We start from the raw sequence: 25,228 nt of genomic DNA on the forward strand, positions 1-25,228 counted from the left end.
AAACTAGGAAGCTAGCCGCAGGCTGTACTTGAGTACGGCAAGGCGAAGCTGACGTGGTTTGAATTTGATTTTCGAAGAGTATGACTTGCAAAAAGACTTAGCAAACTAGCTAAGCCTTTTTCTTCTTATCTCGAACGTTGTTTTCCAGCGTTGCGATTTTTGTGTTTTTTCTTGCTTGTAATAGCAGTTGGTTGTTCAGGGGTAACGTCTTTTCGTCCACTTGGTGTAGAGAAAGCACTTGCTTTTGGTGGGTTCTTGGCTAGTTCTTCACGGACTTTTTTGCGAAGTTTTGGACGAACGATATAGTTGACGATAAACTGTTGGAGAATCATCATGAAACCACCGACAACCCAGTAAAGTGTGACACTGGCTGGTGAAATGAGGGAGAAGCCGGCAATCATGACTGGGCTCACGTAAGCCATTTTCTTGATTTGATCTCTTTGCGTTTCATCTTCTACTCCGTGAAGTGAAAGGAGTGATTGAAGATAGTAAAGGACACCAGCGCAGGCAGCTAAAATCATACTTGGAGAGCCTAGAGGAATTCCTAGGTAACTTGCTTGAGCAACACCTTCAGTATGTTGGGCAGCAAAGTAAATTGCAGAGAAGAAAGGCATTTGAAGGAGGATAGGGAAGCATCCTACACCACCAAACATGCTGATGCCGTGTTCTTTTTGAGCGGCAAAGAGAGCTTGTTGGGCTTCGAGTTTTTCTTCTTGAGTAGTCGCTTCCTTGAGACGAGTTTGATGTGGCTCAAGGACGTGCTTAAGGGCGTTCATCTTTTCAGAGTGAAGCGTTGCCTTCCATGATTGGTAGATACCAAGTGGCAAGATAATCAAGCGAACGATAATGGTTACGATAATGATAGCGACACCGAAGCCTAGACCTTTATCAGTAGCGAAGTACTTGATAGCTTCAGCCATAGGCGCTCCGATCGTATTCCAAATAAATCCTATTGGCTTTCCTGTGGCTTTATCGACGCTAACACAACCAGTCAAGACAAGCAGCATAGCCACTCCCATAGCTGAGAGTGCAAAACGTTTAATAGATTTCACTGTTTTTATTCCTTCTTTAAAAATTATACCTTTCTATTCTACTGTTTTTTTACAAAATATACAATAGTTCTAGAGACCTAATTTGCGATTTTGAAGTCAGGGTAGGGAGGAAAGTTGCTTAGTTTGACATCTAAGTAGCTGACTTTTGAAAAAGGTGTGGGTCCTTTTCGTATTTCTTGGATAAATTTCGCCATGATAGCAGATGAGTCTGCTTGGGCTAAGATCTCCACTGTGCCATCGTCGTTATTCCATACCCGACCTGTGATGCCACCGATTTCAAGAGCCAGGCTGTAAACACCCCAACGAAAGCCGACTCCCTGTACCCTACCTTGGGCAATCATTCTAACCTTTTGCATACCAACCCCCTTTGATTGTGTTATAATATTTCTATGACTATTATAACCTCAAAAGCCAATTCTGTGGTAAAAAATGCCAAGAAATTACACCAAAAAAAATACCGTAAGTCTTCCTATTTGATTGAAGGCTGGCACTTGTTTGAAGAAGCTGTCCAAGCTGGAGTGACGATTGAGAAAATCTTTGCGCTAGAAAGTTACCGAGATCAGTTAGCTGCCTTTCCGCAAACTGTCTGGGTGTCAGAGGATATTTTGCTAGATTTGGCGGATTCTCAGACTCCACAGGGCATTGTTGCGGTGGTTCAAAAAGAAGAAGTAGGGCAAGCTGACTTTAGTCAGGGCAAGTTCTTGTTTTTGGAAGATGTGCAAGATCCTGGTAATGTGGGAACTATCATTCGGACTGCGGATGCAGCAGGATATACAGGAGTGATTGTTTCTGATAAGTCGGCAGATATCTACAGTCTCAAGACCTTACGTTCGATGCAAGGCAGTCACTTCCACCTGCCTATTTACCGAATGTCTAGTCAAGCGCTTCTTGAGGAAGCTAAAAAGGCTGCTATCCCAGTGCTAGCAACAACTCTATCTAAAGATTCTGTTGATTACAGAGAACTGCTTCCTATAGAAAATTTTGTACTAGTTATGGGGAATGAGGGTCAAGGAATTAGTCCCCTCATGGCTGAAAGTGCAGACCAGTTGGTCCACATTAGTATGAAGGGGCAGGCCGAGAGTCTCAATGTTGCCGTTGCAGCAGGTATTTTAATTTTCCATTTAAGCTAATTTTAACTTTCTTTGTTATAATCAAGGAAAGATGTTCATAGAAAAGGAGAAAAGATGAATCACACTATTATTCATGACCGCGCAGGTCTCAATCAATTTTACGCTAAGGTTTATGCCTTTGTTGGTCTGGGAATTGGGCTATCCGCTTTGGTATCAGGCCTTATGTTGACGGTCTTTCAATCTCAGTTGGTTTACTTTTTGATGCAGGGGCGTCTCTGGTTGACCATTGCTACTTTTGCGGAGTTGGCCTTGGTTTTCGTTGCCAGCAGTATGGCTTCAAAGAATAGTCCAGCGGCTCTTCCAGTATTTTTACTTTACTCAGTATTAAACGGCTTTACCCTTAGTTTTGTGGTGGCCTTCTATACTCCGGGTACAGTTTTATCTGCCTTTGTATCGAGCGCCCTTCTCTTCTTTGTCATGGCGGCAGTTGGTATCTTCACCAAGAAAGACTTGAGTGGTCTTGGTCGGGCTATGATGGCGGCTCTTATCGGTTTGCTGATTGCTATGGTAGTCAATATTTTCTTGGATAGCGGTTTCTTTGATTATATGATCAGCGTAGCCATGGTCTTGGTCTTCTCTGGGCTGATTGCTTGGGACAACCAAAGGATTCGCCTTGCTTATGAGCAATCACAAGGTCGTGTAGCGACAGGTTGGGTTGTGTCAATGGCTCTCAGTATCTATCTTGATTTTATCAATCTTTTCCTAAGTATTCTACGTATCTTTGGTCGTAATGACTAGAAGGTCTATGAAATCAGTGTTTTGAGTAACACTGATTTTTTTAAATTTTCTCTTTTCTTTTCTTGAAAATAGGTGTATAATGCTTTTAATTAATTTTTTGAGGAGTAGTTTATGAAGAAAAGTTTTATCCATCAACAAGAAGAGATTTCCTTTGTCAAAAACACTTTTACCCAGTATTTGAAAGATAAGTTAGAAGTTGTCGAAGTTCAAGGTCCTATCTTGAGCAAGGTCGGTGACGGGATGCAGGACAACTTATCTGGTGTGGAAAATCCAGTATCTGTCAAGGTTTTGCAGATTCCTGATGAAACCTATGAAGTGGTTCATTCACTTGCTAAATGGAAACGCCATACTCTAGCTCGCTTTGGTTTCGGTGAGGGTGAAGGTCTTTTTGTCCACATGAAAGCCCTCCGTCCAGACGAAGACTCGCTGGATGCAACCCACTCTGTCTTTGTGGATCAGTGGGACTGGGAGAAGGTTATCCCAAATGGTAAACGTAATATGGCTTATCTAAAAGAAACAGTTGAGAAGATTTACAAGGCTATTCGTCTCACTGAGCTAGCTGTTGAAGCCCGCTATGACATCGAGTCTGTCTTGCCAAAACAAATCACTTTCATCCATACAGAAGAGTTGGTAGAACGCTACCCAGACTTGACACCAAAAGAGCGTGAAAATGCTATCTGTAAAGAATTTGGAGCAGTCTTCTTGATCGGTATCGGTGGTGAATTACCAGACGGTAAACCGCACGATGGACGTGCACCAGACTACGATGACTGGACAAGCGAATCTGAAAATGGCTACAAGGGTCTGAATGGAGATATTCTTGTCTGGAATGAGTCTTTAGGTGGAGCCTTTGAGCTATCTTCTATGGGAATCCGTGTAGATGAAGAAACGCTTCGCCGTCAGGTTGCCATCACAGGTGATGAAGACCGTTTAGAATTGGAATGGCACAAGGCTTTGTTGAATGGCCTATTCCCATTGACAATCGGTGGAGGAATTGGACAATCTCGTATGGCCATGTTCTTACTTCGCAAGAAACACATAGGAGAAGTGCAAACAAGTGTTTGGCCTCAAGAAGTCCGCGATACTTACGAAAATATTTTGTAGATAAGGATTTTAAAAGTTTCAAAATGATAAAAACGCATAATATCAGTTCAGTAAAGCTTGATGTTATGCGTTTTATTATAGACAGATTTTCTGAATCTTATCCTCGAATTTAGTACTAGCCAGCCTCTTCTTTCTCTTTTTGCCTATAATTTGGTATAATAAACGGTATGAAAATCGTATCAGGAATCTATGGGGGACGTCCCCTCAAGACACTAGAAGGCAAGACGACAAGACCTACTTCGGATAAGGTTAGGGGAGCCATTTTTAACATGATTGGTCCCTACTTTGAAGGTGGGTGCGTCTTGGACCTGTATGCAGGTAGTGGTGGTTTATCTATCGAGGCAGTATCGCGTGGCATGTCCAGTGCTGTTTTAGTGGAGCGAGACCGTAAGGCTCAGGCTATCGTGGCTGAAAATATTCAGATGACCAAGGAAGTTGGAAAATTTCAACTTCTCAAGATGGATGCAGAAAGAGCATTGGAACAGCTATCTGGGAAATTTGACCTCATTTTCTTAGATCCTCCTTATGCCAAGGAACAAATCGTAGCAGATATTGAAAAAATGGCTGAGAGAGAACTTTTTTCTGAAGATATTATGGTCGTGTGTGAGACGGATAAGGCCGTTGAGCTTCCAGAAGAAATTGCCTGTCTAGGTATCTGGAAGGAAAAGATTTATGGAATTAGTAAGGTGACAGTCTATGTCAGATAAGATTGGCTTATTCACAGGTTCATTTGATCCGATGACAAATGGGCATCTGGATATGATTGAACGGGCTAGCAAACTCTTTGATAAGCTCTATGTCGGTATTTTTTTTAATCCCCACAAACAAGAATTTCTCCCTATCGAAAATCGTAAACAAGGGCTAGAAAAGGCTGTGAAACATTTGGAAAATGTTGAAGTTGTGTCTTCTCATGATGAATTGGTGGTTGATGTTGCAAAAAGATTGGGGGCTACTTTCCTAGTACGAGGTTTGAGAAATGCGTCGGATTTGCAATATGAAGCCAGTTTTGATTACTACAACCATCAGCTGTCTCCTGATATAGAGACCATTTATTTACATAGCCGACCTGAACATCTCTATATCAGTTCATCAGGTGTTAGAGAACTTTTGAAGTTTGATCAGGATATTGCCGGCTATGTTCCTGATAGTATTTTGGAGGAAATAAGAAATGAAAAAAAAGATTAGATGGCCCTTATATGTCATTGCGGCCTTGATTGTGACTTTCTTGGCGTTTGTAGTGCCTTTGCCTTATTATATAGAGGTTCCAGGTGGTTCGGAAGATATTCGCCAAGTCCTTAAAGTAAATGACACAGAAGATAAGGAAGCTGGTGCCTATCAATTCGTTACGGTTGGTGTCCAACATGCCACTTTAGCTCATATGATTTATGCGTGGTTGACGCCTTTTACAGATATTCGTAGTGCTCAGGAGACTACAGGTGGTTCTTCTGATGTTGAATTTATGCGGATCAATCAATTCTACATGCAAACATCGCAAAATATGGCCAAGTATCAAGGGCTAAAAACAGCTGGTAAAGATATCGAACTCAAATACCTTGGGGTTTATGTCTTGACTGTGACGGATAATTCGACCTTTAAAGGGATTCTTAACATCTCTGATACCGTCACAGCAGTCAATGATCAAACCTTTGACAGTTCCAAAGACTTGATTGATTACGTCAATTCTCAAAAACTAGGGGATTCCGTCAAGGTTACCTATGAAGAGGATGGGCAAACCAAGTCTGCAGAAGGTAAGATTATCACCTTGGAAAATGGAAAAAATGGGATTGGAATCGGTTTGATTGACCGTACGGAAGTGACCAGTGATGTCCCAATTCGCTTTTCAACAGCTGGTATCGGCGGACCAAGTGCTGGTCTCATGTTTAGTCTGGCTATCTATACCCAAATAGCTGACCCTGGCCTTAGAAATGGCCGTATCGTTGCCGGTACCGGAACTATTGATCGTGATGGTAATGTGGGGGATATTGGAGGTATTGATAAGAAAGTTGTTGCTTCGGCTAGAGAAGGTGCCGCGGTTTTCTTTGCCCCTGATAATCCTGTTAGCGAAGAAGAACAAAAAGCGCATCCGGATGCGAAAAACAACTACCAAACAGCCCTAGAAGCAGCTAAAACAATCAAGACAGATATGAAAATCGTGCCAGTTAAAACCCTACAAGATGCAATTGATTACTTGAAAAACAATCCCTAGTTTTAAGTTAAGTTTCCAAACTAGCGCACAAACAGAGAAGATGGTATAATAGTCAAATGGTTCAATTATTATTCACTCTAAGCAGTCACATGCTCTTTATTTATGTGAGTTTTTACCTTTTAAAGAATCTTGTTAGATGGGAAAAAGTCTTAAAAGTAACAGCTGAGAACACAGGAAAAGTTCGTTTGCTAGTAGCCCTTTTCAGCATTGTAATGGGCTACATCATGAGTTCTTTCTTTATCAGCCTATATCAGTTGTGGCAAGAAGCACTTAGAGGATTATTATAAAATCAAGAGTAAAGGAAATAAGTATGGAAAAAATTGTGGTTCAAGGTGGAGATAATCGTCTGCTAGGAAGTGTTACGATCGAAGGAGCAAAGAATGCAGTCTTGCCCTTGTTGGCAGCGACTATTCTAGCCAGTGAAGGAAAGACTGTCTTGCAGAATGTTCCCATCTTGTCAGATGTTTTCACTATGAATCAGGTGGTTCGTGGATTGAATGCCAAGGTGGATTTTGATGAGGAAGCTCATCTTGTCGAGGTGGATGCGACTGGCGATATCACAGAGGAGGCTCCCTACAAGTATGTTAGCAAGATGCGTGCATCTATCGTTGTCTTGGGACCAATTCTTGCTCGTGTAGGTCATGCTAAAGTATCCATGCCAGGTGGTTGTACGATTGGCAGCCGCCCTATTGATCTTCATTTGAAAGGTCTAGAAGCTATGGGGGCTAAGATTAGTCAGACAGCTGGTTACATCGAAGCCAAGGCTGATCGCTTACATGGAGCTCATATCTATATGGACTTTCCAAGTGTTGGTGCTACTCAGAACTTGATGATGGCAGCGACGCTGGCTGATGGGGTGACAGTGATTGAAAATGCTGCGCGTGAGCCTGAGATTGTTGACCTAGCCATTCTCCTCAATGAAATGGGAGCTAAGGTTAAGGGTGCTGGTACAGAGACCATTACCATTACCGGTGTTGAGAAACTTCATGGTACGACTCACAATGTAGTGCAAGACCGTATCGAAGCCGGAACCTTTATGGTAGCTGCTACCATGACTGGTGGTGATGTCTTGATCCGAGACGCTGTCTGGGAGCACAACCGTCCCTTGATTGCCAAATTGCTTGAAATGGGAGTGGAAGTGACAGAGGAAACTGAAGGAATTCGAGTTCGTTCTCAACTAGAAAAGCTAAAAGCTGTCCATGTGAAAACCTTGCCCCACCCAGGATTTCCAACAGATATGCAGGCTCAATTTACAGCCTTGATGACCGTCGCAAAAGGGGAATCAACCATGGTGGAGACAGTTTTCGAAAATCGTTTCCAACACCTAGAAGAAATGCGTCGCATGGGCTTGCATTCTGAGATTATTCGTGATACAGCTCGTATTGTTGGTGGACAGCCTTTGCAGGGGGCAGAAGTTCTTTCAACTGACCTTCGTGCCAGTGCAGCCTTGATTTTGACAGGTTTGGTAGCACAAGGAGAAACTGTGGTTGGTAAATTGGTTCACTTGGATAGAGGTTACCACCGTTTCCATGAGAAGTTGGCGCAGCTAGGTGCTAAGATTCAGCGGATTGAGGCAAGTGATGAAGATGAATAAGAAATCAAGCTACGTAATCAAGCGTTTACTTTTAGTCATCCTAGTACTGATTTTAGGCGTTCTAGCCTTAGGCATCGGCTTAATGGTCGGTTATGGAATCTTGGGCAAGGGTCAAGATCCATGGGCTATCCTGTCTCCAGCAAAATGGCAGGAATTAATTCATAAATTTACAGGAAATTAGGCTGGGAGACCAGCCTTTTTCTAAAGATAAGGAGAAATATGAACAAAAAAACAAGACAGACACTGATCGGACTGCTAGTGTTATTGCTTTTGTCTGCAGGGAGCTATTATATCAAGCAGATGCAGTCGACAGCTAATAGTCCTAAAACCAAGCTTAGTCAAAAAAAACAAGCGTCTGAAGCTCCTAGTCAAGAATTGGCAGAAAGTGTCTTAACAGACGCAGTCAAGAGTCAAATAAAAGGGAGTCTGGAGTGGAATGGCTCAGGTGCTTTTATCGTCAATGGTAATAAAACAAACCTAGATGCCAAGGTTTCAAGTAAGCCCTACGCTGATAATAAAACAAAGACAGTGGGCAAGGAAACCGTACCAACTGTAGCAAATGCCCTCTTGTCTAAGGCTACTCGTCAGTACAAGAATCGGGAAGAAACTGGGAATGGTTCAACTTCTTGGACTCCTCCAGGTTGGCATCAGGTTAAGAATCTAAAGGGATCTTATACGCATGCCGTCGATAGAGGTCACTTGTTAGGCTATGCCTTAATCGGTGGCTTGGATGGTTTTGATGCCTCAACAAGTAATCCTAAAAACATTGCTGTTCAGACAGCCTGGGCAAATCAGGCACAAGCCGAGGATTCGACTGGTCAAAACTACTATGAAAGCATGGTGCGTAAAGCCTTGGACCAAAACAAGCGTGTCCGTTATCGTGTAACCCTTTACTATGCTTCAGACGAGGACTTAGTTCATTCAGCTTCACAAATTGAAGCCAAGTCTTCAGACGGAGAATTGGAATTTAATGTCCTGGTTCCCAATGTTCAAAAGGGGCTTCAACTGGATTACCGAACTGGAGAAGTGACTGTTACTCAGTAAAAGATAAGGTAAATTCCTATATCACTTATGGATGTAGGAGTTCTTTTTTACTAGTTTCAGCAGGGCTAGAATAGGTACTAAGAAAAAAATAATATGTACTGGACTAGATTTTGTGATATAATAGAGGGTAAGATACTATTTTAGGAGAAGAACTATGGAAGACCCAAGTAGTCAGAATTTGTTGCTACAATTTGTTTTATTGTTTATCTTGACGGTGTTAAATGCCTTTTTCTCAGCTACAGAAATGGCCATGGTTTCACTTAACCGTGCGCGGGTTGAACAAAAGGCAGAAGAAGGAGACAGACGCTACATCCGCCTGCTGAAGGTACTAGAAAATCCTAACCACTCTTTATCAACCATTCAGGTAGGAATCACCCTGATTACGATCTTATCAGGGGCGAGTTTGGCAGAAACTCTAGGACGAGAAATTGCATCCTGGCTTGGAAATGGCGAAACAGCTTATGCCGTTGCAAGTTTTCTATCTTTAGCATTTTTGACTTATATTTCCATCGTTTTTGGGGAATTGTATCCTAAGAGAATCGCTCTTAATCTAAAGGATGCCTTGGCCATTCGTACAGCGCCAGTTATTATTGGATTGGGGAAACTAGTTAGTCCCTTTGTTTGGCTCTTATCTGCATCTACCAATCTCTTGAGTAACTTGACTCCTATGACCTTTGACGATGCTGACGAAAAAATGACCCGTGATGAAATTGAGTACATGCTGACAAATAGTGAAGAAACACTAGATGCTGACGAAATTGAAATGTTACAAGGAATCTTTTCACTGGACGAATTAATGGCCAGAGAGGTCATGGTTCCTCGAACGGATGCCTTTATGGTGGATATTCAGGATGATAGTCAAAGCATTATCCAAAGTATTTTAAAACAAAATTATTCTCGTATCCCTGTCTATGATGGGGATAAGGATAACGTGATTGGCATCATTCACACCAAGAGTCTCCTTAAGGCTGGTTTTGTGGACGGTTTTGACAATATTGTTTGGAAGAAAATTTTACAAGATCCACTTTTTGTACCTGAAACTATTTTTGTGGATGACTTGCTAAAAGAATTGCGCAATACCCAAAGACAAATGGCAATCTTGCTGGATGAATACGGTGGGATGGCTGGTTTGGTGACTTTGGAAGATCTCTTAGAGGAAATTGTTGGGGAAATCGATGATGAAACGGACAAAGCAGCAATAGATGTTCATCAGATTGGCGAGGATACCTACATTGTTCAAGGAACTATGACCCTCAATGATTTCAATAATTACTTTGATGTTGAACTGGAAAGTGATGACGTTGATACCATCGCTGGTTATTATTTGACAGGAGTTGGGACCATTCCAACTACTGAGAAACTCAGCCATGAAGTGATCAGCCAAAACAAACAGCTTATCCTAACCAATGATAAAGTGAAAAATGGACGTGTTACCAAGGTAAAAGTCCAGATCACAGAAGTCGAAATAGAAGAAGAAACAGAATAAACTAGAGGCTTTTGTCACCAGGCGTGACGAAGCTTTTTTCAGTTGATTTCATGAGGGAATTATGTCATGGAAAGAACTTTGCCCCAAAAGTTTTTCAAAATTATCCGTATTTATCAGAAGAAAAATAAAAAAAGCCCTTTAAATTGGGCTTTCTGTTCATTTGAAACCTGATAAATCAAGTTATAGAAGGCGGTAGACGGATTTGAACCGACGATCAAGCTTTTGCAGAGCCGTGCCTTACCACTTGGCTATACCGCCTTAACGTTTATTATTATACCTTGAAAATCATTCTCAGTCAATAGTTTTTTCAGATTTTTTGTATGAATAAGCCTAAATATTCTGAAAATTCGTTTACTTTTCTTGAAATCTATGATATAATTGATAATGACCTATACTTTATTACGAGGAGTGAAGAAATGAAAAAAAGTCAAGTGCTTGCTGTAGCAGGAGCTACCTTATTAGCGTCAGGAGTTCTAGCTGCGTGTTCAAACACTAGTTCAAATAATGCGAAACTAGCAAAAGATTACCAATATGTTTATCAAACAGATCCAGAAACCTTGGATTATATCGTCAGCAATATCGATTCAACATCATTCATCACAACAAATGCTGTAGATGGTTTGTTGGCTAACGATAAATATGGTAATCTGGTTCCTTCTATTGCTGAATCATGGACAGTTTCAAAAGATGGTTTGACGTATACCTATAAAATCCGTAAGGATGCTAAATGGGTGACAGCAGAGGGAGAAGAGTACGCTCCTGTCACTGCTAAAGACTTCGTTACTGGTTTGAAACATGCGGTAGATGGAAAATCAAAAGGACTTTCAATCGTTAGCTCTTCTATTAAGGGATTAGAAGCCTATATCAAGGGTGAAACAAGCGATTTTTCAACCGTCGGAGTAAAAGCACTTGATGACCAAACACTAGAATATACTTTGAACCAGCCAGAAACTTTCTGGAATGACAAGACAACTAGTGGTGTTTTGATGCCAGTTAATGAAGAATTCTTAGCTTCAAAAGGGGAAGGTTTTGGTTCTCCAACAGATGCTAACTCTATTCTTTATAACGGTCCATTTGTCTTGAAGGCTGTAACTCCTAAATCATCTATTGAGATGGCTAAAAATGACGCTTACTGGGACAAAGAAAATGTAAAAATTGAGAATGTTAAGTTCACTTTCTGGGATGGTAAGGATCAAGATGTAATTGCCAAAGGTTTTTCTGATGGTCAATATAGCAAGGCTCGTATCTTCCCTACAAGTTCTACATATGAAAAGTATGCAGCTGACTTCAAAGATAACATTTACTTTAATGAACCAGGTGCGGGTGTTGCCACTGTCAGCTTGAACTATGGCCGTACAACTTATAACCACACTGCCAAAACAAGTGATGCCCAAAAGACATCTACTCAAAAAGCTTTGCTAAATAAGGAGTTCCGTCAAGCCTTGAACTTTGCGGTCGATCGCAATTCTTACTCAGCTCAAACAAATGGTACTGATGGAGCAGCAGTAGCTATCCGTAATACGTTTGCACCATATAATCTTCAAGTTGGTAAGAAAACATTTGGTGAATTGGTACAAGATAGCTTGGCTAAGACAAATTCTTCTACTTGGTCAAACGTCTCTCTAGCAGATTCTCAAAATGGCCTTTACAATGAAGAAAAAGCTAAAGAAGTCTTTGCTAAAGCTAAATCAAGCCTACAAGCTGAAGGTGTTGAATTCCCAATCCACTTGGATGCCTTGGTTATCCAAGAATCAACAGCGGTTGTAAACCGTGTTCAATCATTGAAACAATCAATTGAAAAAGTATTGGGTTCAGATAATGTTGTTGTAGACTTACAACAAATGACTCAAGCAGAAGCTTTACCAATTTCATTTAGCGCTCCAACAGCTAAAGAGCAAGACTGGGATATCCATACCTTGCTAGGATGGAACCCTGACTATCAAGATCCTTCTACTTTCTTGGATCAATTCGTCCTTAAGGGAGGAAGCACTCGCCTTTACCTTGGTATTGACCAAAGCACAGATGCATCAGTAGTAAGCAAACTTGGTTTAGCTGACTATGGAAAATTACTTGATGACGCAAACAGCGAAAACCAAGATGTTCAAAAGCGTTATGAAAAATACGCGGTGGCACAAGCTTGGTTGACTGATAATGCTTTGACAATTCCAGTAATGGCTTCTCCTAAAGAAACAGCCGTTTCATATGTTTCAAAAGTTCTACCATTTAGCTCTTCATATTCAGTAGCCGGCCTTAAAGGTGAAAATTCAGGATACTTGAAGTACACTGAAGTTGGTGAAAAAGCAATCACCAAAGAAGAGTATGAAAAAGCTCGTGAAAAATGGTTGAAAGAAAAGACTGAGTCAAACGAGAAAGCTCAAAAAGAATTGGCAAGTCATGTGAAGTAAATAATTTTCAATAGAACTTTCTCTCCATGAGGAGAAGGTTCTTTTGGGATTTTTAAAGGAAATGATATGAAAAAATATATTTTTATGCGTGTTTTGCGGTCCTTGGTTTCTATCTTCTTAGTAACAACCTTGACCTACACGATTATCTATACAATGGTTCCTCGAAAATTGATTTTCAAACAGGATACCAACTATAACAAGATTGCGACAACTGCTGATAAACGTGATAACTATGAGAATACCGTTTATGAGCGTATGGGCTATATCGAGTACTACGATACCAAAGAGTTGCAAGAAAAAGCTAGCCAGATGGATGCCTCTGTAACCGTTGAAGCTAATGACACCAACAAGGCTATCTACGAAAAATACATCAAACAAATAGGTCATGGTTGGACCTTGGGAGAATTTACTGAAAGTGGCCAATTCTACGCTACTCGTGAAATCCCAATTTTTGAACGTGTTTTTCACTTCTATGCGAACTTGATTGACATTGATCATACAAATAAAATTCAAGACCCTGAAAATCCAGACTTGAAACGTTACCTTCGTTTTGAAAATGATCCAGCTATCGGATGGTCATTGGTTGGTTCAGGAACTAAACACAAATATCTCTTGTACTTCAACAGTCAGTTCCCATTTGTGCATCAAAACTTTGTGAACATTAATTTAGGTGACTCTTATCCAACCTATGCTAATAGTCCTGTTTTACAGGTTATTACTCAAGGACAAGGGCAAACAAAAACATCTCAAGTTCAGTTCCCAACAGGTAAGAAGACTTCTTCTGTAAATATTTACTCAAGAACCTATAAATCACCTAGTCAGGCTGATTCTCGTGAAGTAGCCAACTACGGAAAAGATGATCCATATACTGCAACTGAAAGCAACTACCAATATCCTTCTATGATTGCCAGCTCTGCTGTCGTTGGATTGATCGGTTTGGTGATTTCTTATGCGATTGCCGTGCCACTTGGTTCAGCTATGGCTCGCTTCAAGAATACTTGGATTGATAGCTTCTCAACAGGGGCTTTGACCTTCTTGATGGCTCTTCCAACAATTGCCTTGGTTTATATCGTTCGTTTGGCTGGTTCTTCAATCGGTTTGCCAGATTCATTCCCTATCTTGGGTGCTGGAGATTGGCGTTCGTATGTTTTACCAGCAGTTATCCTTGGTTTGTTGGGTGCTCCTGGTACCGCTATTTGGATTCGTCGTTATATGATTGACTTACAATCACAAGACTTTGTTCGTTTTGCTCGTGCAAAAGGTTTGTCTGAAAAAGAAATTTCAAACAAACACATCTTTAAAAATGCCATGGTTCCGCTGGTTTCAGGAATTCCTGGTGCTGTTATCGGGGTTATCGGTGGTGCAACCCTTACTGAAACAGTCTTCGCCTTCCCAGGTATGGGTAAAATGTTGATTGACTCTGTAAAAGCATCTAATAACTCTATGGTCGTAGGTCTTGTCTTCATCTTTACATGTATTTCTATCTTCTCACTTCTTTTGGGAGATATTTGGATGACGATTATTGACCCACGTATTAAATTGACTGAGAAAGGAGGCAAATAATGTCTACAATCGATAAAGAAAAATTTCAGTTTGTAAAACGTGACGATTTTGCCTCTGAAGCCATTGATGCGCCAGCTTATTCATACTGGGGTTCAGTATTTAGACAATTTATGAAGAAGAAATCAACTGTAGTCATGTTGGGAATCTTGGTAGCTATCATTTTGATGAGTTTCATCTATCCAATGTTTTCTAAGTTTGATTTCAATGATGTCAGCAAGGTAAACGACTTTAGTGCTCGTTATATCAAGCCAAATGCTGAGCATTGGTTCGGAACAGACAGTAACGGTAAATCCCTCTTTGACGGTGTCTGGTTCGGAGCTCGTAACTCTATCCTCATTTCTGTGATTGCGACAGTAATTAACTTGGTTATCGGTGTTTTTGTCGGTGGTATTTGGGGAATTTCAAAATCAGTTGACCGTGTGATGATGGAAGTTTATAATGTCATCTCAAACATCCCATCTCTTTTGATTGTCATTGTCTTGACTTACTCAATCGGAGCTGGATTCTGGAATCTGATTTTTGCCATGAGTGTGACGACATGGATTGGGATTGCCTTCATGATCCGTGTGCAAATCTTGCGTTACCGTGATTTGGAATACAACTTGGCATCACGCACTTTGGGAACACCAACCTTGAAGATTGTTGCCAAAAATATCATGCCTCAATTGGTATCTGTTATTGTGACAACCATGACTCAAATGCTTCCAAGCTTTATCTCATACGAAGCCTTCTTGTCATTCTTCGGTCTTGGACTACCGATTACTGTGCCAAGTTTGGGTCGTTTGATTTCAGATTATTCACAAAACGTAACAACCAATGCTTACTTGTTCTGGATTCCATTGACAACTCTTGTCTTGGTATCCTTATCCCTTTTCGTAGTTGGTCAAAACTTAGCGGATGCTAGTGATCCACGTACACATAGATAGGAGTAGAAATGACAAAAGAAAAAAATGTAATTTTGACTGCTCGCGATATTGTCGTGGAATTTGACGTTCGTGACAAAGTATTGACAGCCATTCGCGGCGTTTCCCTTGAACTAGTTGAAGGAGAAGTATTAGCCTTGGTAGGTGAGTCAGGATCAGGAAAATCTGTTTTGACAAAAACCTTCACAGGTATGCTCGAAGAAAATGGTCGCATTGCTCAAGGTAGCATCGACTACCGTGGTCAGGATTTGACAGCCTTGTCTTCTCACAAGGATTGGGAACAAATTCGTGGTGCTAAGATTGCGACTATCTTCCAAGATCCAATGACTAGTTTGGACCCAATTAAAACAATTGGTAGTCAGATTACAGAAGTTATTGTAAAACACCAAGGAAAAACAGCTAAAGAAGCGAAAGAATTGGCGATTGACTACATGAATAAGGTTGGGATTCCAGATGCAGATAGACGTTTTGATGAATACCCGTTCCAATATTCTGGGGGAATGCGTCAACGTATCGTTATTGCGATTGCCCTTGCCTGCCGACCTGATGTCTTGATCTGTGATGAGCCAACGACTGCCTTGGATGTGACTATCCAAGCACAAATCATTGATTTGCTAAAATCTTTACAAAACGAGTATCATTTCACAACAATCTTTATCACCCACGACCTTGGTGTGGTAGCAAGTATTGCGGATAAGGTAGCGGTTATGTATGCAGGAGAAATCGTTGAATATGGAACTGTTGAGGAAGTCTTCTATGACCCTCGCCATCCATATACATGGAGTCTCTTGTCTAGCTTGCCTCAGCTTGCTGATGATAAAGGGGATCTTTACTCAATCCCAGGAACACCTCCGTCACTTTATACTGACCTGAAAGGGGATGCCTTTGCCTTGCGTTCAGACTATGCAATGCAAATTGACTTCGAACAAAAAGCCCCTCAATTCTCAGTATCAGAGACACATTGGGCTAAAACTTGGCTTCTTCATGAGGATGCTCCAAAAGTAGAAAAACCAGCTGTGATTGCAAATCTCCACGATAAGATCCGTGAAAAAATGGGATTTGCCCATCTGGCAGACTAGGAGGAAGGAAATGTCTGAAAAATTAGTAGAAATCAAAGATTTAGAAATTTCCTTCGGTGAAGGAAGTAAGAAGTTTGTCGCGGTTAAAAATGCTAACTTCTTTATCAACAAGGGAGAAACCTTCTCGCTTGTAGGTGAGTCAGGTAGTGGGAAAACAACTATTGGTCGTGCGATAATCGGTCTAAATGACACAAGTAATGGTGATATCATTTTTGAAGGTCAAAAGATCAATGGTAAGAAATCGCGTGAACAGGCTGCGGAATTGATTCGTCGTATCCAGATGATTTTCCAAGACCCTGCTGCAAGTTTGAATGAACGTGCGACTGTTGATTATATTATTTCGGAAGGTCTTTACAATCACCATTTGTTTAAGGATGAAGAAGAACGTAAAGAGAAAGTTAAAAATATTATCCGTGAAGTAGGTCTTCTTGCTGAGCACTTGACTCGTTACCCTCATGAATTCTCAGGTGGTCAACGTCAACGTATCGGTATTGCCCGTGCCTTGGTTATGCAACCAGACTTTGTTATTGCGGATGAGCCCATTTCAGCCTTGGACGTTTCTGTTCGTGCTCAAGTCTTAAACTTGCTCAAAAAATTCCAAAAAGAACTTGGCTTGACCTATCTCTTTATCGCCCATGACTTGTCGGTTGTTCGTTTTATTTCAGATCGTATCGCGGTTATTTACAAGGGTGTTATTGTAGAGGTTGCAGAAACAGAAGAATTGTTTAACAATCCAATTCATCCATATACTCAGGCTTTGCTTTCAGCGGTACCTATCCCAGATCCAATCTTGGAACGCAAGAAGGTCTTGAAAGTATATGATCCAGATCAACATGATTATGAGACAGATAAGCCATCTATGGTAGAAATCCGTCCAGGTCACTATGTTTGGGCTAACCAAGCCGAATTGGCACGTTATCAACAAGGGTTAAACTAATAATGGTTTTATAATTTCCATGTCAACTTTTATGGAAATTATAAACCTTTTTTTGTTGGATTGATTTGGAAAAACTTTGAAAGAGTTTTCGAAAGAAATAGAATTCTTAGAAATCATTGAATTATAGTGAGATGAAATAAAATCTTAACAACTCGATTAGGAAAGTCAAATTCATTTCTAGAAAAGGTTTAGAAGTCGCGGCGTATTACTCTAGCTTCAATCTACTATAGTCTAATACTCTTCGAAAATCTCTTCAAACCACGTCAGCTCTATCTGCCACCTCAAAACAGTGTTTTGAGCAACCTGCGGCTAGCTTCCTAGTTTGCTTTTTGATTTTCATTGAGTCTAATATCTACAATGTAAAAAACTCTAGCTATCAGTTCATTGATAGTTAGAGTTTTTCTATTCATATGATTTAAGGAGTTTAAATAAGGCTTCTACTTCTGATGACGGTGTAGCTGATTTAAGGTAAGCGTAATAAACTGTAAAAGTTATCTTGTCCTTCGGTATGAGAGGAATTTTTATTAAATCATCATCTTCATCAGAAAGTGCGATATCAGCCAGTAAACTAAGGCCAATCCCTTTCTTTAAAAGTTCTTTAAGGATGGCAATGTCATCAGTCTTAAAGAATATTTCTGCCTTGTTTTGATACTTTTGATTAAGCGTTTCAAAAGCTTTCAGGTGAACAAAGTGTTCGTCTAAGAGTATAAAGGATTGATCTACTAATTCTTCAAAAGCGAGGGAAGGAGCAGTAGCAAAAGGATGGTTCTTAGATAAAACGACATACAGTTCTTTATGAAATAGCTCGTGTGACTCTATTGAAGGATAGTTGAGAGGTTCAATCAAACCGAGTAGGCTTGCATCAAGGTCTCCTTTGATGAGAAGATTTAATAACTCCACGGAGCCACCGCGGATAGGGCGTACCTTTTTTAAAAAATCGAATTTATCTTTTTCGTTTAAGGCAGCAAAGAGATACTGAATGATAATAGGAGGGAATCCTACAGTAGAGTATTGTGCCAAGGAGCGATTAATTTCTTTGCGAGTAGAAATGACCTCAGGTAAAATCTGTTCTGTATGCTTTAGAAGGATTTGTCCTTGAGGAGTTAGCTTGAAGGAACGATGCGAGGGGTCATGGTGAATCAATTTGCAGTTAAAGGATTCCTCTAAGCGCTTGATAGCATAAGAAATAGATGGTTGGCTGACTTTATGTTGTTTTGCTACTTCCGTATAGGATTGAAGCTGGCAGAGGTCATAAAAATATTGTAGATCTTTTAAATTCATATGGGTTCACTTTCATTAGTTGGAGAAGGAAAATAAGTGGAAAACAGCAGATAAATAATTTTTATCCGTATCCTACAATTTGACTATACGAGTATTCACCAGTTAAAATGTAAGTGAGTCAGGGATCTCAAAGATTATCTAAGATACTTTCAAAAATGACCAACATTTTTTCTCGTTTATCAATAGGGAGCTGTTTAATCTTCATGTTGATTCTTTTGAGTGAAAGATTATCACTCTTATCAGAGGTTGATTCAAGGCTATCAAAATTGAAAAATTCCTCTGGGGTCATTTCTAGTGCGTCAATCACTTTTTCAAGACTGTGAATGGTCAGATTCACATTTTGGTTTTCAAGTTGATTGATATACTTAAGCCCGAGTCCTGCTTGTTCCGAAAGTTCTTCCTGGCTCATTTTATTCTGAGTTCGAAAATATTTCACTTTTTGGGAAATATATTGTTGTAAATAGTTTTTAGTTGTCATATAAATAGAATACAAGTTTTATATGACAAAAAAACACCTTAAAAAATACAAAGTGTTACACAACATACTTATGTGATATTTATTTTAATTAGGATTGTCAATTTGTATGATTGGTTTATTTTACTCGAAACTTTTAGTAAAGAGTGATCATCGAGAGTTTGATGAGTTCAGAAATTTATAAAATATAACAACTTAAAGTATTATCAATAATAGTGTTTTAAGTATAAAAGAGCCTATTAGAAATTGTTCTCGTAGACTTATTATAACATATGCGTATACAATTGTATTATTTAAACAACAACGTTTCATGAACAATTCGTTTCATGTGGTATAATATAAATAAAAAGGAGGTTGCATTATGACTGCACATGATATTTTAAATAATCCTTTCCTTAATAAGGGAACTGCCTTTACCATAGAGGAGCGAAAGGAACTAGGCCTTATTGGGTTACTGCCACCTTATGTTCAAACGATTGAAGAACAAGCGGCGCAAACTTATGCACAAATGGAAACAAAAGCCAATGATTTGGAAAAACGTCTTTTCCTAATGGAAATTTTTAATACCAACAGGACTCTTTTCTATTACCTCTTTTCTCAACATTTGGAAGAATTCAATCCAATTGTATATGATCCAACCATTGCAGATACGATTGAAGGCTATAGTGATCTTTTTGTAGATCCCCAATATGCGGGATATCTTGATATTAATCATCCTGAAAATATTGAAGCTACTTTGAAAAACGCTGCCGGGGGTCGCGAGATTCGTCTCATTGTTGTAACAGATGCAGAAGGAATCCTTGGAATTGGCGACTGGGGAACAAATGGTGTCGATATTTCTGTTGGGAAATTGATGGTCTATACGGCTGCTGCTGGAATCGATCCTTCAATGGTCCTTCCTTTAGTCATTGATGCAGGGACTAACCGTGAAGAACTTCGTAACAATCCTAATTACTTAGGAAATCGTCACGAACGGGTCCGCGGAGATCGTTACTACGACTTCATTGATCAATTTGTTCAAACAGCAGAACGTTTCTTTCCTAAACTTTACCTTCACTGGGAAGATTTTGGTCGATTGAATGCTGCCAATATTCTTGAAAAATACCGGAAACAAATTCCGACCTTTAATGATGATATTCAAGGTACAGGAATCGTTACCTTGGGTGGTATCTTTGGTTCTCTGGATATTAGTGGTGAAAAATTAACAGATCAAGTTTATCTCTGCTATGGTGGTGGTACTGCGGGTGCAGGAATTGCCTCTCGTGTTCTTCGTGAAATGGTAAGTGAAGGTCTTTCTGAAGAAGAAGCCTATAAACGTTTCTTTATGGTTGATAAACAAGGTCTTCTCTTTGATGACATGGATGACTTGACACCAGAGCAAAAACCATTTGCTAAGAAACGTGCTGACTTTAGTAACGCAGATAAGTTGACTGATCTGCTTGAAGTAGTGAAGACTGTGAAGCCAACCATTCTTGTAGGAACTTCAACTCAGCCTAATACCTTCACTAAAGAAATAGTAGAAGCTATGTGTGAAAACACAGAACGCCCAATGATCTTCCCTTTGTCAAATCCAACTAAATTGGCAGAAGCTAGTGCCAAAGATTTGATTGAATGGTCAGATGGCAAAGCTTTTGTCGCAACAGGAATTCCTGCTGATACGGTTTCTTATAAAGGTGTAGACTATGTGATTGGTCAAGCAAATAATGCCTTGATTTACCCAGGTCTTGGTCTAGGTATGCTGGCTTCTGAAGCAAGTCTTTTGACTGATGAAATGATTGGAGCAGCGGCGCATTCATTGAGTGGTATTGTCAATCCAGGCCAATCAGGAGCTCCTGTCTTGCCACCATTCAAGTATGTAGCAGATGTTTCTATTAAAGTAGCAGAAGCAGTCGCTAAAAAAGCACAAGAGCAAGGTCTTGCACGCGCTAAGGAAACAGATATAGCCAAAGCAGTTCGTGATTTGAAGTGGTATCCAGAGTATAAATAATTCATTTCTGCTGCTATCCTTCTATAGTGGCAGATTTGTATGGGCTGTGGACTTAAGTAATTTAGAAAGGATACCTATGTCACTCTTTTTAACCTCGATTACGAGTATCATTCCGATTATTGCTATTATTGTTTTGGGGTATATTCTTCAGGTGAGGGGATGGTTTGGAGATAGTTTTGGATCCAATCTATCTCGTTTGATCATGAATGTAGCCTTGCCAGCGTCAATCTTTGTGTCGGTGATGAAATACCTAACGCTAGATAAACTAATCAGTCTTTCTGGAGGACTCTTTTATACTTTTGTAGCATTTAAATTGGGATATATAGTAGCTTATATTGCAGTTATGCTTTTCAAGGTTCGTCCAGGACGGCGAGGAACCATGATTAATACCTTTGTGAATGCCAATACTATTTTTATCGGTTTACCATTAAATGTTGCTCTTTTTGGTAATCAGGCTCTTCCATATTTCTTGATTTACTATATCACCAACACGATTTCCACCTGGACATTAGGCGTGTATTTGATGACGAGCGATAGTAAATCGGGTCAAAGCAAGAAGAAAACTAAATTTGACTGGAAGAAATTGCTTCCAGCTCCGCTTGTAGGTTTTCTTGTCGCTCTACTATTTTTGATTCTCCGAATCTCCATTCCAGATTTCGCAACGAATACCTTAACCTATGTTGGAAATATCGTCACTCCCTTATCTCTGATTTATATTGGTATCGTTCTTGCAAAGGCAGGCTTGAATACTATTACTTTTGATAAAGATACAATTGTCACTTTAGTTGGACGCTTTATCCTAGCTCCTCTGATTATGCTTCTTGTATTGAAGTTCTTTGCACCAAATATGGCGACAGTAGAATTTAAGACTTTTATGATTCAGTCCGCTACACCAGCTCTAGCTGTTCTCCCAATCCTTGCTAATCAGGGAAAAGGAGATGTGGAATTCTCTACGAATGTGGTGACTCTAAGTACGGTTCTATTTATCGTTGTTATTCCAATATTACAAACTTTATTAGGATAAGAGGAAGAGCTTGTGAGAATAATTTTGAATTGCATGAAAAAATGGCAGACACTCATCAAGATTACCTTATTTTTATCTATTGTTAGTCTAGTTATTGTAGAGATAATCAGACTTTTTAAGACAATTTCGTTTGATAAGATTGGAGCAATCTTGGGGGAACTCTCTCCAATAAAAGTCATTAGTTTAGCTTTGCTCGGTTCTATGGCTGTTGCGCCAATGATGCTCTATGATAGAATCCTAAATAAAGAACTTAATCAGAAACAAAAATTATCTTACTTACTAGAAACAAGTTGGACTATAAATAGCTTGAATAATATGATTGGCTTTGCCGGTTTGGTGGATGTTGGTTTACGCTATTCTTTCTATGGAGATGAAGAACGCTCTGAAAAAAGTATGCAAGGAATTTCTCGTGTCATACCTTATTTTATGAGTGGTTTCTCACTGTTTGCACTGATAAGTTTAATTTTCACAATTATATTTCCCATTTCAATGGGGATTAAACAATATTGGCCAGCTCTTTTGGGAGCTTGTCTCTATCTTCCAATTATTTTATTTGTTTCCAATAGAAAAAAATGGGTCTATTTTGGTCAATTGAGTGGAAGGACAATTTTATCTTTAGTGTTAACTTCTGCCCTTGATTGGGCTAGTGTATTAAGTTTTTTCCTTTTGGTTGGGTATGTTTTAGGCTACAATTTACCAATTTATGATGTAATCCCCCTCTTTATGATTGCTATTACAATTGGTATTATATCGATGATTCCTGGTAGCCTAGGTAGTTTCGATTTAATTATGGTATCTGGTTTAGTTGGCCTTGGTATTGATAAAGATCAGGCGCTAAGTTGGTTACTAGTATTTCGTTTATTCTATTATATTCTTCCTTTCTGTTTAGGGATTGTTTTATTCTTAAAAAATATGGGTGGCCGACTTAATGAGAAATATTTGGGAATTCCCCAAAAGGTTATTGGATCACTATCCACTATAGTATTGGTTTGGGGGTTGCGACTTTTTGCTTTCTTCCTCGTGGTGTCAGCTATAGTTCCTCAAGAATTAGGACATCTTCCTTTGTTTAAAGAACTTTCACCTAGCACTGGACAGTTTGTTTTTCAACTTCCTAGTATCATTCTCGGCGTTCACTTCTTCCTTCTTGCAAGACTAGTGAAACGACGTTTAAAATTTACATTACCATTAGCTACTGTACTAGGTCTAGTAAGCCTTGTTTATTTGAATATTGGTAGTCTTTCATTAGCAAGTAGTTTTTTTCTAATCATTATTTTGTCTATCATATGGTGGATTAGAAATACATTTGTTCGCAGTCATTATATTTATGCTTGGGAAGATTGTTGTAAGGATATATCGTATATTGGTGGAAGTTTCTTCTTGACCCTTGTTTTGTTAGGACATTTGAACCCTCATCATGTATTTGAAGTTAAACATCTTCCTCATTTGATTACACACTGGCTTCATCTTTTTAGCTCGTCTCTGATATTGGTGATTTCGTATGTTTTGGTACTCCGTGAGAGCAATCAAACCAAAGAGAATTTTGGAGAAGTTTTCGATAAGCAACGTTATCAAGACTTTATTGCAACAATACCAAATATAAATTTAGATGCTACTCTGGCTTATTTAGATGACAAATACCTTTATTGGTACCAAGAGGATGGTCAAGACAAGGTTGTTTTCCAATTTGCAATTGAAAATAATAAATGTGTCGTTATGTCGGATCCACTGGCACAGTCAGGATACTTAGAAAAAGGCGTATCGAAGTTTTTAGAGGATGCGGAGGACACAAATGTCTCTGTTATTTTCTACGAAATTAATCAAGAAACCACCCTATTACTTCATGAATATGGGTACGACTTTATGAAATTTGGGGAGACTGCTCAGGTATTACTCGATAGATTTACAACCGAAGGAAAACAAGGAAAGAAATTTAGAACAGTTGTTAATCGGTTAGAAAGCAAGGGGTATCAATTCCAAGTATTACAACCACCTTTTGATAAGAAGTTGCTTAACACCCTTAAAGAAATATCGGATAATTGGCTAGATGGTCGTCAAGAAAAAGGGTTTTCACTTGGATTTTTTGATGAGAAGTACATTCAATTAGCACCAATAGCTCTTGTAAGGGATAAGGAAGATAGGGTTCAGGCTTTTGTTACCTTTTTAGCTTGTAATGGTCCTGAAGAAGCTAGCATCGATTTGATGCGCTACCACTTAAGGACAGCACCTAATGGTATTATGGATTATCTCTTTGTGAAATTATTACTTCATTTTAAAGAAGAAAGAGTTCGTTTATTTGAATTAGGCATGGCGCCGTTGTCAAATGTAGGAACTGAGAAACATAGCTTTCTACAAGAAAAAGTAGCCTATCTCATCTATGCCTTCACTAATCGATTCTATTCATTTAGTGGTCTTAGACAGTATAAACAAAAGTTTAATCCTATCTGGACACCTAGATATGTTGCCTATCCTCGGGATACTTGGCTTATTTTGGATATGTTAGCAATCTACAGAGTTGATAACCGAAAAGTAAAGAGATTGTCGTATTGACTATTGGTTTTAAACAGTATAAAATGACTGTCGATTTTTTGTCCGACTGCCAAGAGTCAGTTTAATACTATACTAAAATCAAAACGCATTATATAATAGTGATATAAAATCAACCAAGGAAGAAATACAAGCCATCAAAACACTTTTAAAAGACTCTAGTACAGCTAAATATCATAAACGCCTTCAAATCGTTCTATTTTGTCTAATGGGCAAATCTTTGAAATTATCCTAAAAGAATTTGAAAGCTCCATGAAAGAATTTTCGAAAAATTTTAAAAAATTCTGAAATATTCTTGACAGCTGATAAAAAAGGTGGTAAGATAGGAAACATCAAAAAAGAAAGCAGAAAAAGAAATGAATAAAAGACAAGCTGTAACGATGAATCAAAACTTTTACTTTAGCTACTTTAGATAGTGTTTGTAGACATGTCACCATGGATGCAAACAGTTCAAGCAATTTGTTTGTATCTATGTGGCTAAGATTTTTGATTGTGGTCCATATAGATGAATATCTAAATGGACTAGCAAAGTTATAACTTGTTAGATTATTTCAAGCATCCGTTTAGGTATTATCTAGGCGGTTTTTTGTTTTATACTCTTCGAAAATCAAATTCAAACCACGTCAACGTCGCCTTGCCGTACTCAAGTACAGCCT

The 25,228-nt window shown here is 39.3% G+C and carries 23 protein-coding genes, 1 tRNA gene and 1 pseudogene; 20 read left to right on the plus strand and 5 right to left on the minus strand.

Annotation, left to right across the window (positions count from 1 at the left end):
- Nucleotides 1-125: 125 nt before the first annotated feature.
- Both yidC and ADH54_RS01020 read right to left on the minus strand, forming a co-directional pair.
- On the minus strand, nucleotides 126-1,052 hold the full coding sequence (gene yidC, locus ADH54_RS01015) for a membrane protein insertase YidC (RefSeq protein WP_049523534.1): 927 nt from the start codon (nucleotides 1,050-1,052) through the stop codon (nucleotides 126-128).
- A gap of 77 nt (nucleotides 1,053-1,129) precedes the next feature.
- Entirely contained in the window at nucleotides 1,130-1,408 is a 279-nt protein-coding gene (locus tag ADH54_RS01020; protein ID WP_001174612.1) for an acylphosphatase, read from the minus strand.
- Nucleotides 1,409-1,441: 33 nt separating this feature from the next.
- Here ADH54_RS01020 and ADH54_RS01025 point away from each other — a divergent pair, with 33 nt between their 5' ends.
- The 11 genes from ADH54_RS01025 (at nucleotide 1,442) to ADH54_RS01075 (ending at nucleotide 10,354) form a co-directional block, all read left to right on the plus strand.
- A complete protein-coding gene (locus ADH54_RS01025) occupies nucleotides 1,442-2,182 on the plus strand; it encodes a TrmH family RNA methyltransferase (RefSeq protein WP_049523536.1) in 741 nt (246 codons plus the stop codon).
- A gap of 54 nt (nucleotides 2,183-2,236) precedes the next feature.
- A complete protein-coding gene (locus tag ADH54_RS01030) occupies nucleotides 2,237-2,920 on the plus strand; it encodes a Bax inhibitor-1/YccA family protein (protein WP_049523537.1) in 684 nt (227 codons plus the stop codon).
- Between the two features lie 111 nt (nucleotides 2,921-3,031).
- The gene (asnA, locus tag ADH54_RS01040) at nucleotides 3,032-4,024 is read left to right on the plus strand and encodes an aspartate--ammonia ligase (protein ID WP_049523542.1); all 993 of its coding nucleotides are present in this window, start codon (nucleotides 3,032-3,034) and stop codon (nucleotides 4,022-4,024) included.
- Between the two features lie 167 nt (nucleotides 4,025-4,191).
- A complete protein-coding gene (gene rsmD / locus ADH54_RS01045; protein WP_049523544.1) occupies nucleotides 4,192-4,731 on the plus strand; it encodes a 16S rRNA (guanine(966)-N(2))-methyltransferase RsmD in 540 nt (179 codons plus the stop codon).
- Nucleotides 4,721-5,209, plus strand: coding sequence for a pantetheine-phosphate adenylyltransferase (gene coaD / locus ADH54_RS01050; RefSeq protein ID WP_049523546.1), 489 nt, complete (start codon nucleotides 4,721-4,723; stop codon nucleotides 5,207-5,209). The genes rsmD and coaD overlap by 11 nt, the downstream gene beginning before the upstream one ends.
- On the plus strand, nucleotides 5,193-6,230 hold the full coding sequence (locus ADH54_RS01055) for a SepM family pheromone-processing serine protease (protein ID WP_049523548.1): 1,038 nt from the start codon (nucleotides 5,193-5,195) through the stop codon (nucleotides 6,228-6,230). Before coaD ends, ADH54_RS01055 begins: the two co-directional genes overlap by 17 nt.
- A 56-nt stretch (nucleotides 6,231-6,286) precedes the next feature.
- The gene (locus ADH54_RS10980) at nucleotides 6,287-6,517 is read left to right on the plus strand and encodes a DUF1146 family protein (protein WP_023943444.1); all 231 of its coding nucleotides are present in this window, start codon (nucleotides 6,287-6,289) and stop codon (nucleotides 6,515-6,517) included.
- A gap of 23 nt (nucleotides 6,518-6,540) precedes the next feature.
- The gene (gene murA / locus ADH54_RS01060; protein ID WP_049523550.1) at nucleotides 6,541-7,824 is read left to right on the plus strand and encodes a UDP-N-acetylglucosamine 1-carboxyvinyltransferase; all 1,284 of its coding nucleotides are present in this window, start codon (nucleotides 6,541-6,543) and stop codon (nucleotides 7,822-7,824) included.
- On the plus strand, nucleotides 7,817-8,005 hold the full coding sequence (locus tag ADH54_RS01065) for a DNA-directed RNA polymerase subunit beta (protein ID WP_025170734.1): 189 nt from the start codon (nucleotides 7,817-7,819) through the stop codon (nucleotides 8,003-8,005). The genes murA and ADH54_RS01065 overlap by 8 nt, the downstream gene beginning before the upstream one ends.
- A 38-nt stretch (nucleotides 8,006-8,043) precedes the next feature.
- On the plus strand, nucleotides 8,044-8,868 hold the full coding sequence (gene endA / locus ADH54_RS01070; RefSeq protein ID WP_049523552.1) for a DNA-entry nuclease EndA: 825 nt from the start codon (nucleotides 8,044-8,046) through the stop codon (nucleotides 8,866-8,868).
- A gap of 154 nt (nucleotides 8,869-9,022) precedes the next feature.
- Complete coding sequence (locus ADH54_RS01075) at nucleotides 9,023-10,354, plus strand: hemolysin family protein (protein ID WP_049523554.1); 1,332 nt, start codon at nucleotides 9,023-9,025, stop codon at nucleotides 10,352-10,354.
- A 187-nt stretch (nucleotides 10,355-10,541) separates the two neighbouring features.
- Here the strand turns inward: ADH54_RS01075 and ADH54_RS01080 are convergent.
- Nucleotides 10,542-10,612, minus strand: a tRNA-Cys gene (locus tag ADH54_RS01080).
- A 158-nt stretch (nucleotides 10,613-10,770) separates the two neighbouring features.
- Here ADH54_RS01080 and ADH54_RS01085 point away from each other — a divergent pair.
- From ADH54_RS01085 to ADH54_RS01105, 5 genes are all read left to right on the plus strand, one after another.
- A complete protein-coding gene (locus tag ADH54_RS01085; protein ID WP_049523556.1) occupies nucleotides 10,771-12,759 on the plus strand; it encodes a peptide ABC transporter substrate-binding protein in 1,989 nt (662 codons plus the stop codon).
- Nucleotides 12,760-12,825: 66 nt separating this feature from the next.
- Nucleotides 12,826-14,322: an ABC transporter permease gene (locus ADH54_RS01090; RefSeq protein WP_000759914.1), complete on the plus strand. Its 1,497-nt coding sequence runs from the start codon at nucleotides 12,826-12,828 to the stop codon at nucleotides 14,320-14,322.
- Complete coding sequence (gene oppC / locus ADH54_RS01095; protein ID WP_000103691.1) at nucleotides 14,322-15,248, plus strand: oligopeptide ABC transporter permease OppC; 927 nt, start codon at nucleotides 14,322-14,324, stop codon at nucleotides 15,246-15,248. The genes ADH54_RS01090 and oppC overlap by 1 nt, the downstream gene beginning before the upstream one ends.
- A gap of 8 nt (nucleotides 15,249-15,256) precedes the next feature.
- Nucleotides 15,257-16,324: an ABC transporter ATP-binding protein gene (locus ADH54_RS01100; RefSeq protein WP_000159550.1), complete on the plus strand. Its 1,068-nt coding sequence runs from the start codon at nucleotides 15,257-15,259 to the stop codon at nucleotides 16,322-16,324.
- 10 nt (nucleotides 16,325-16,334) lie between these two features.
- Nucleotides 16,335-17,261 (plus strand): ATP-binding cassette domain-containing protein, encoded by a 927-nt coding sequence (locus ADH54_RS01105; protein WP_049523558.1) that lies wholly within the window; start codon nucleotides 16,335-16,337, stop codon nucleotides 17,259-17,261.
- 402 nt (nucleotides 17,262-17,663) lie between these two features.
- On the opposite strand, the gene ADH54_RS01110 is transcribed toward ADH54_RS01105, so the two are convergent.
- Together ADH54_RS01110 and ADH54_RS01115 are read right to left on the minus strand one after the other, a co-directional pair.
- A complete protein-coding gene (locus ADH54_RS01110; RefSeq protein WP_049523560.1) occupies nucleotides 17,664-18,542 on the minus strand; it encodes a LysR family transcriptional regulator in 879 nt (292 codons plus the stop codon).
- 127 nt (nucleotides 18,543-18,669) lie between these two features.
- Nucleotides 18,670-19,020 (minus strand): helix-turn-helix domain-containing protein, encoded by a 351-nt coding sequence (locus ADH54_RS01115; protein WP_000208712.1) that lies wholly within the window; start codon nucleotides 19,018-19,020, stop codon nucleotides 18,670-18,672.
- A gap of 358 nt (nucleotides 19,021-19,378) precedes the next feature.
- Between ADH54_RS01115 and ADH54_RS01120 the strand changes: the two genes are divergently transcribed.
- From ADH54_RS01120 to ADH54_RS11730, 4 genes and pseudogenes are all read left to right on the plus strand, one after another.
- Nucleotides 19,379-21,004, plus strand: a complete 1,626-nt coding sequence (locus tag ADH54_RS01120) for a malolactic enzyme (protein ID WP_049523561.1) — start codon at nucleotides 19,379-19,381, stop codon at nucleotides 21,002-21,004.
- Nucleotides 21,005-21,080: 76 nt separating this feature from the next.
- Nucleotides 21,081-22,028: an AEC family transporter gene (locus tag ADH54_RS01125; protein ID WP_049523562.1), complete on the plus strand. Its 948-nt coding sequence runs from the start codon at nucleotides 21,081-21,083 to the stop codon at nucleotides 22,026-22,028.
- Nucleotides 22,029-22,040: 12 nt separating this feature from the next.
- Nucleotides 22,041-24,575 carry a bifunctional lysylphosphatidylglycerol flippase/synthetase MprF gene (mprF, locus tag ADH54_RS01130; protein ID WP_065427369.1) on the plus strand — a complete coding sequence of 845 codons (2,535 nt, stop codon included), beginning with the start codon at nucleotides 22,041-22,043 and terminating at the stop codon, nucleotides 24,573-24,575.
- Nucleotides 24,576-24,678: 103 nt separating this feature from the next.
- Nucleotides 24,679-24,798, plus strand: a pseudogene (locus ADH54_RS11730) (IS630 family transposase); the annotation flags it as partial.
- Between the last annotated feature and the right edge of the window lie 430 nt (nucleotides 24,799-25,228).

The organism is Streptococcus pseudopneumoniae, assembly GCF_001072315.1.
In the GTDB taxonomy this organism is placed as follows: Bacteria; Bacillota; Bacilli; order Lactobacillales; family Streptococcaceae; genus Streptococcus; species Streptococcus pseudopneumoniae_R.

What these genes read in the sequence shown, in the direction of transcription:
- murA (WP_049523550.1), top strand. Translation starts at nt 6,541, where the DNA reads ATGGAAAAAATTGTGGTTCAAGGTGGAGATAATCGTCTGCTAGGAAGT.
- coaD (WP_049523546.1), top strand. Translation starts at nt 4,721, where the DNA reads ATGTCAGATAAGATTGGCTTATTCACAGGTTCATTTGATCCGATGACA.
- ADH54_RS01085 (WP_049523556.1), top strand. Translation starts at nt 10,771, where the DNA reads ATGAAAAAAAGTCAAGTGCTTGCTGTAGCAGGAGCTACCTTATTAGCG.
- ADH54_RS01125 (WP_049523562.1), top strand. Translation starts at nt 21,081, where the DNA reads ATGTCACTCTTTTTAACCTCGATTACGAGTATCATTCCGATTATTGCT.
- ADH54_RS01025 (WP_049523536.1), top strand. Translation starts at nt 1,442, where the DNA reads ATGACTATTATAACCTCAAAAGCCAATTCTGTGGTAAAAAATGCCAAG.
- ADH54_RS10980 (WP_023943444.1), top strand. Translation starts at nt 6,287, where the DNA reads ATGGTTCAATTATTATTCACTCTAAGCAGTCACATGCTCTTTATTTAT.
- ADH54_RS01090 (WP_000759914.1), top strand. Translation starts at nt 12,826, where the DNA reads ATGAAAAAATATATTTTTATGCGTGTTTTGCGGTCCTTGGTTTCTATC.
- ADH54_RS01055 (WP_049523548.1), top strand. Translation starts at nt 5,193, where the DNA reads ATGAAAAAAAAGATTAGATGGCCCTTATATGTCATTGCGGCCTTGATT.
- ADH54_RS01120 (WP_049523561.1), top strand. Translation starts at nt 19,379, where the DNA reads ATGACTGCACATGATATTTTAAATAATCCTTTCCTTAATAAGGGAACT.
- rsmD (WP_049523544.1), top strand. Translation starts at nt 4,192, where the DNA reads ATGAAAATCGTATCAGGAATCTATGGGGGACGTCCCCTCAAGACACTA.
- ADH54_RS01110 (WP_049523560.1), bottom strand. Translation starts at nt 18,542, where the DNA reads ATGAATTTAAAAGATCTACAATATTTTTATGACCTCTGCCAGCTTCAA.
- asnA (WP_049523542.1), top strand. Translation starts at nt 3,032, where the DNA reads ATGAAGAAAAGTTTTATCCATCAACAAGAAGAGATTTCCTTTGTCAAA.
- endA (WP_049523552.1), top strand. Translation starts at nt 8,044, where the DNA reads ATGAACAAAAAAACAAGACAGACACTGATCGGACTGCTAGTGTTATTG.
- ADH54_RS01065 (WP_025170734.1), top strand. Translation starts at nt 7,817, where the DNA reads ATGAATAAGAAATCAAGCTACGTAATCAAGCGTTTACTTTTAGTCATC.
- ADH54_RS01030 (WP_049523537.1), top strand. Translation starts at nt 2,237, where the DNA reads ATGAATCACACTATTATTCATGACCGCGCAGGTCTCAATCAATTTTAC.
- oppC (WP_000103691.1), top strand. Translation starts at nt 14,322, where the DNA reads ATGTCTACAATCGATAAAGAAAAATTTCAGTTTGTAAAACGTGACGAT.
- ADH54_RS01075 (WP_049523554.1), top strand. Translation starts at nt 9,023, where the DNA reads ATGGAAGACCCAAGTAGTCAGAATTTGTTGCTACAATTTGTTTTATTG.
- ADH54_RS01100 (WP_000159550.1), top strand. Translation starts at nt 15,257, where the DNA reads ATGACAAAAGAAAAAAATGTAATTTTGACTGCTCGCGATATTGTCGTG.
- ADH54_RS01115 (WP_000208712.1), bottom strand. Translation starts at nt 19,020, where the DNA reads ATGACAACTAAAAACTATTTACAACAATATATTTCCCAAAAAGTGAAA.
- ADH54_RS01105 (WP_049523558.1), top strand. Translation starts at nt 16,335, where the DNA reads ATGTCTGAAAAATTAGTAGAAATCAAAGATTTAGAAATTTCCTTCGGT.
- ADH54_RS01020 (WP_001174612.1), bottom strand. Translation starts at nt 1,408, where the DNA reads ATGCAAAAGGTTAGAATGATTGCCCAAGGTAGGGTACAGGGAGTCGGC.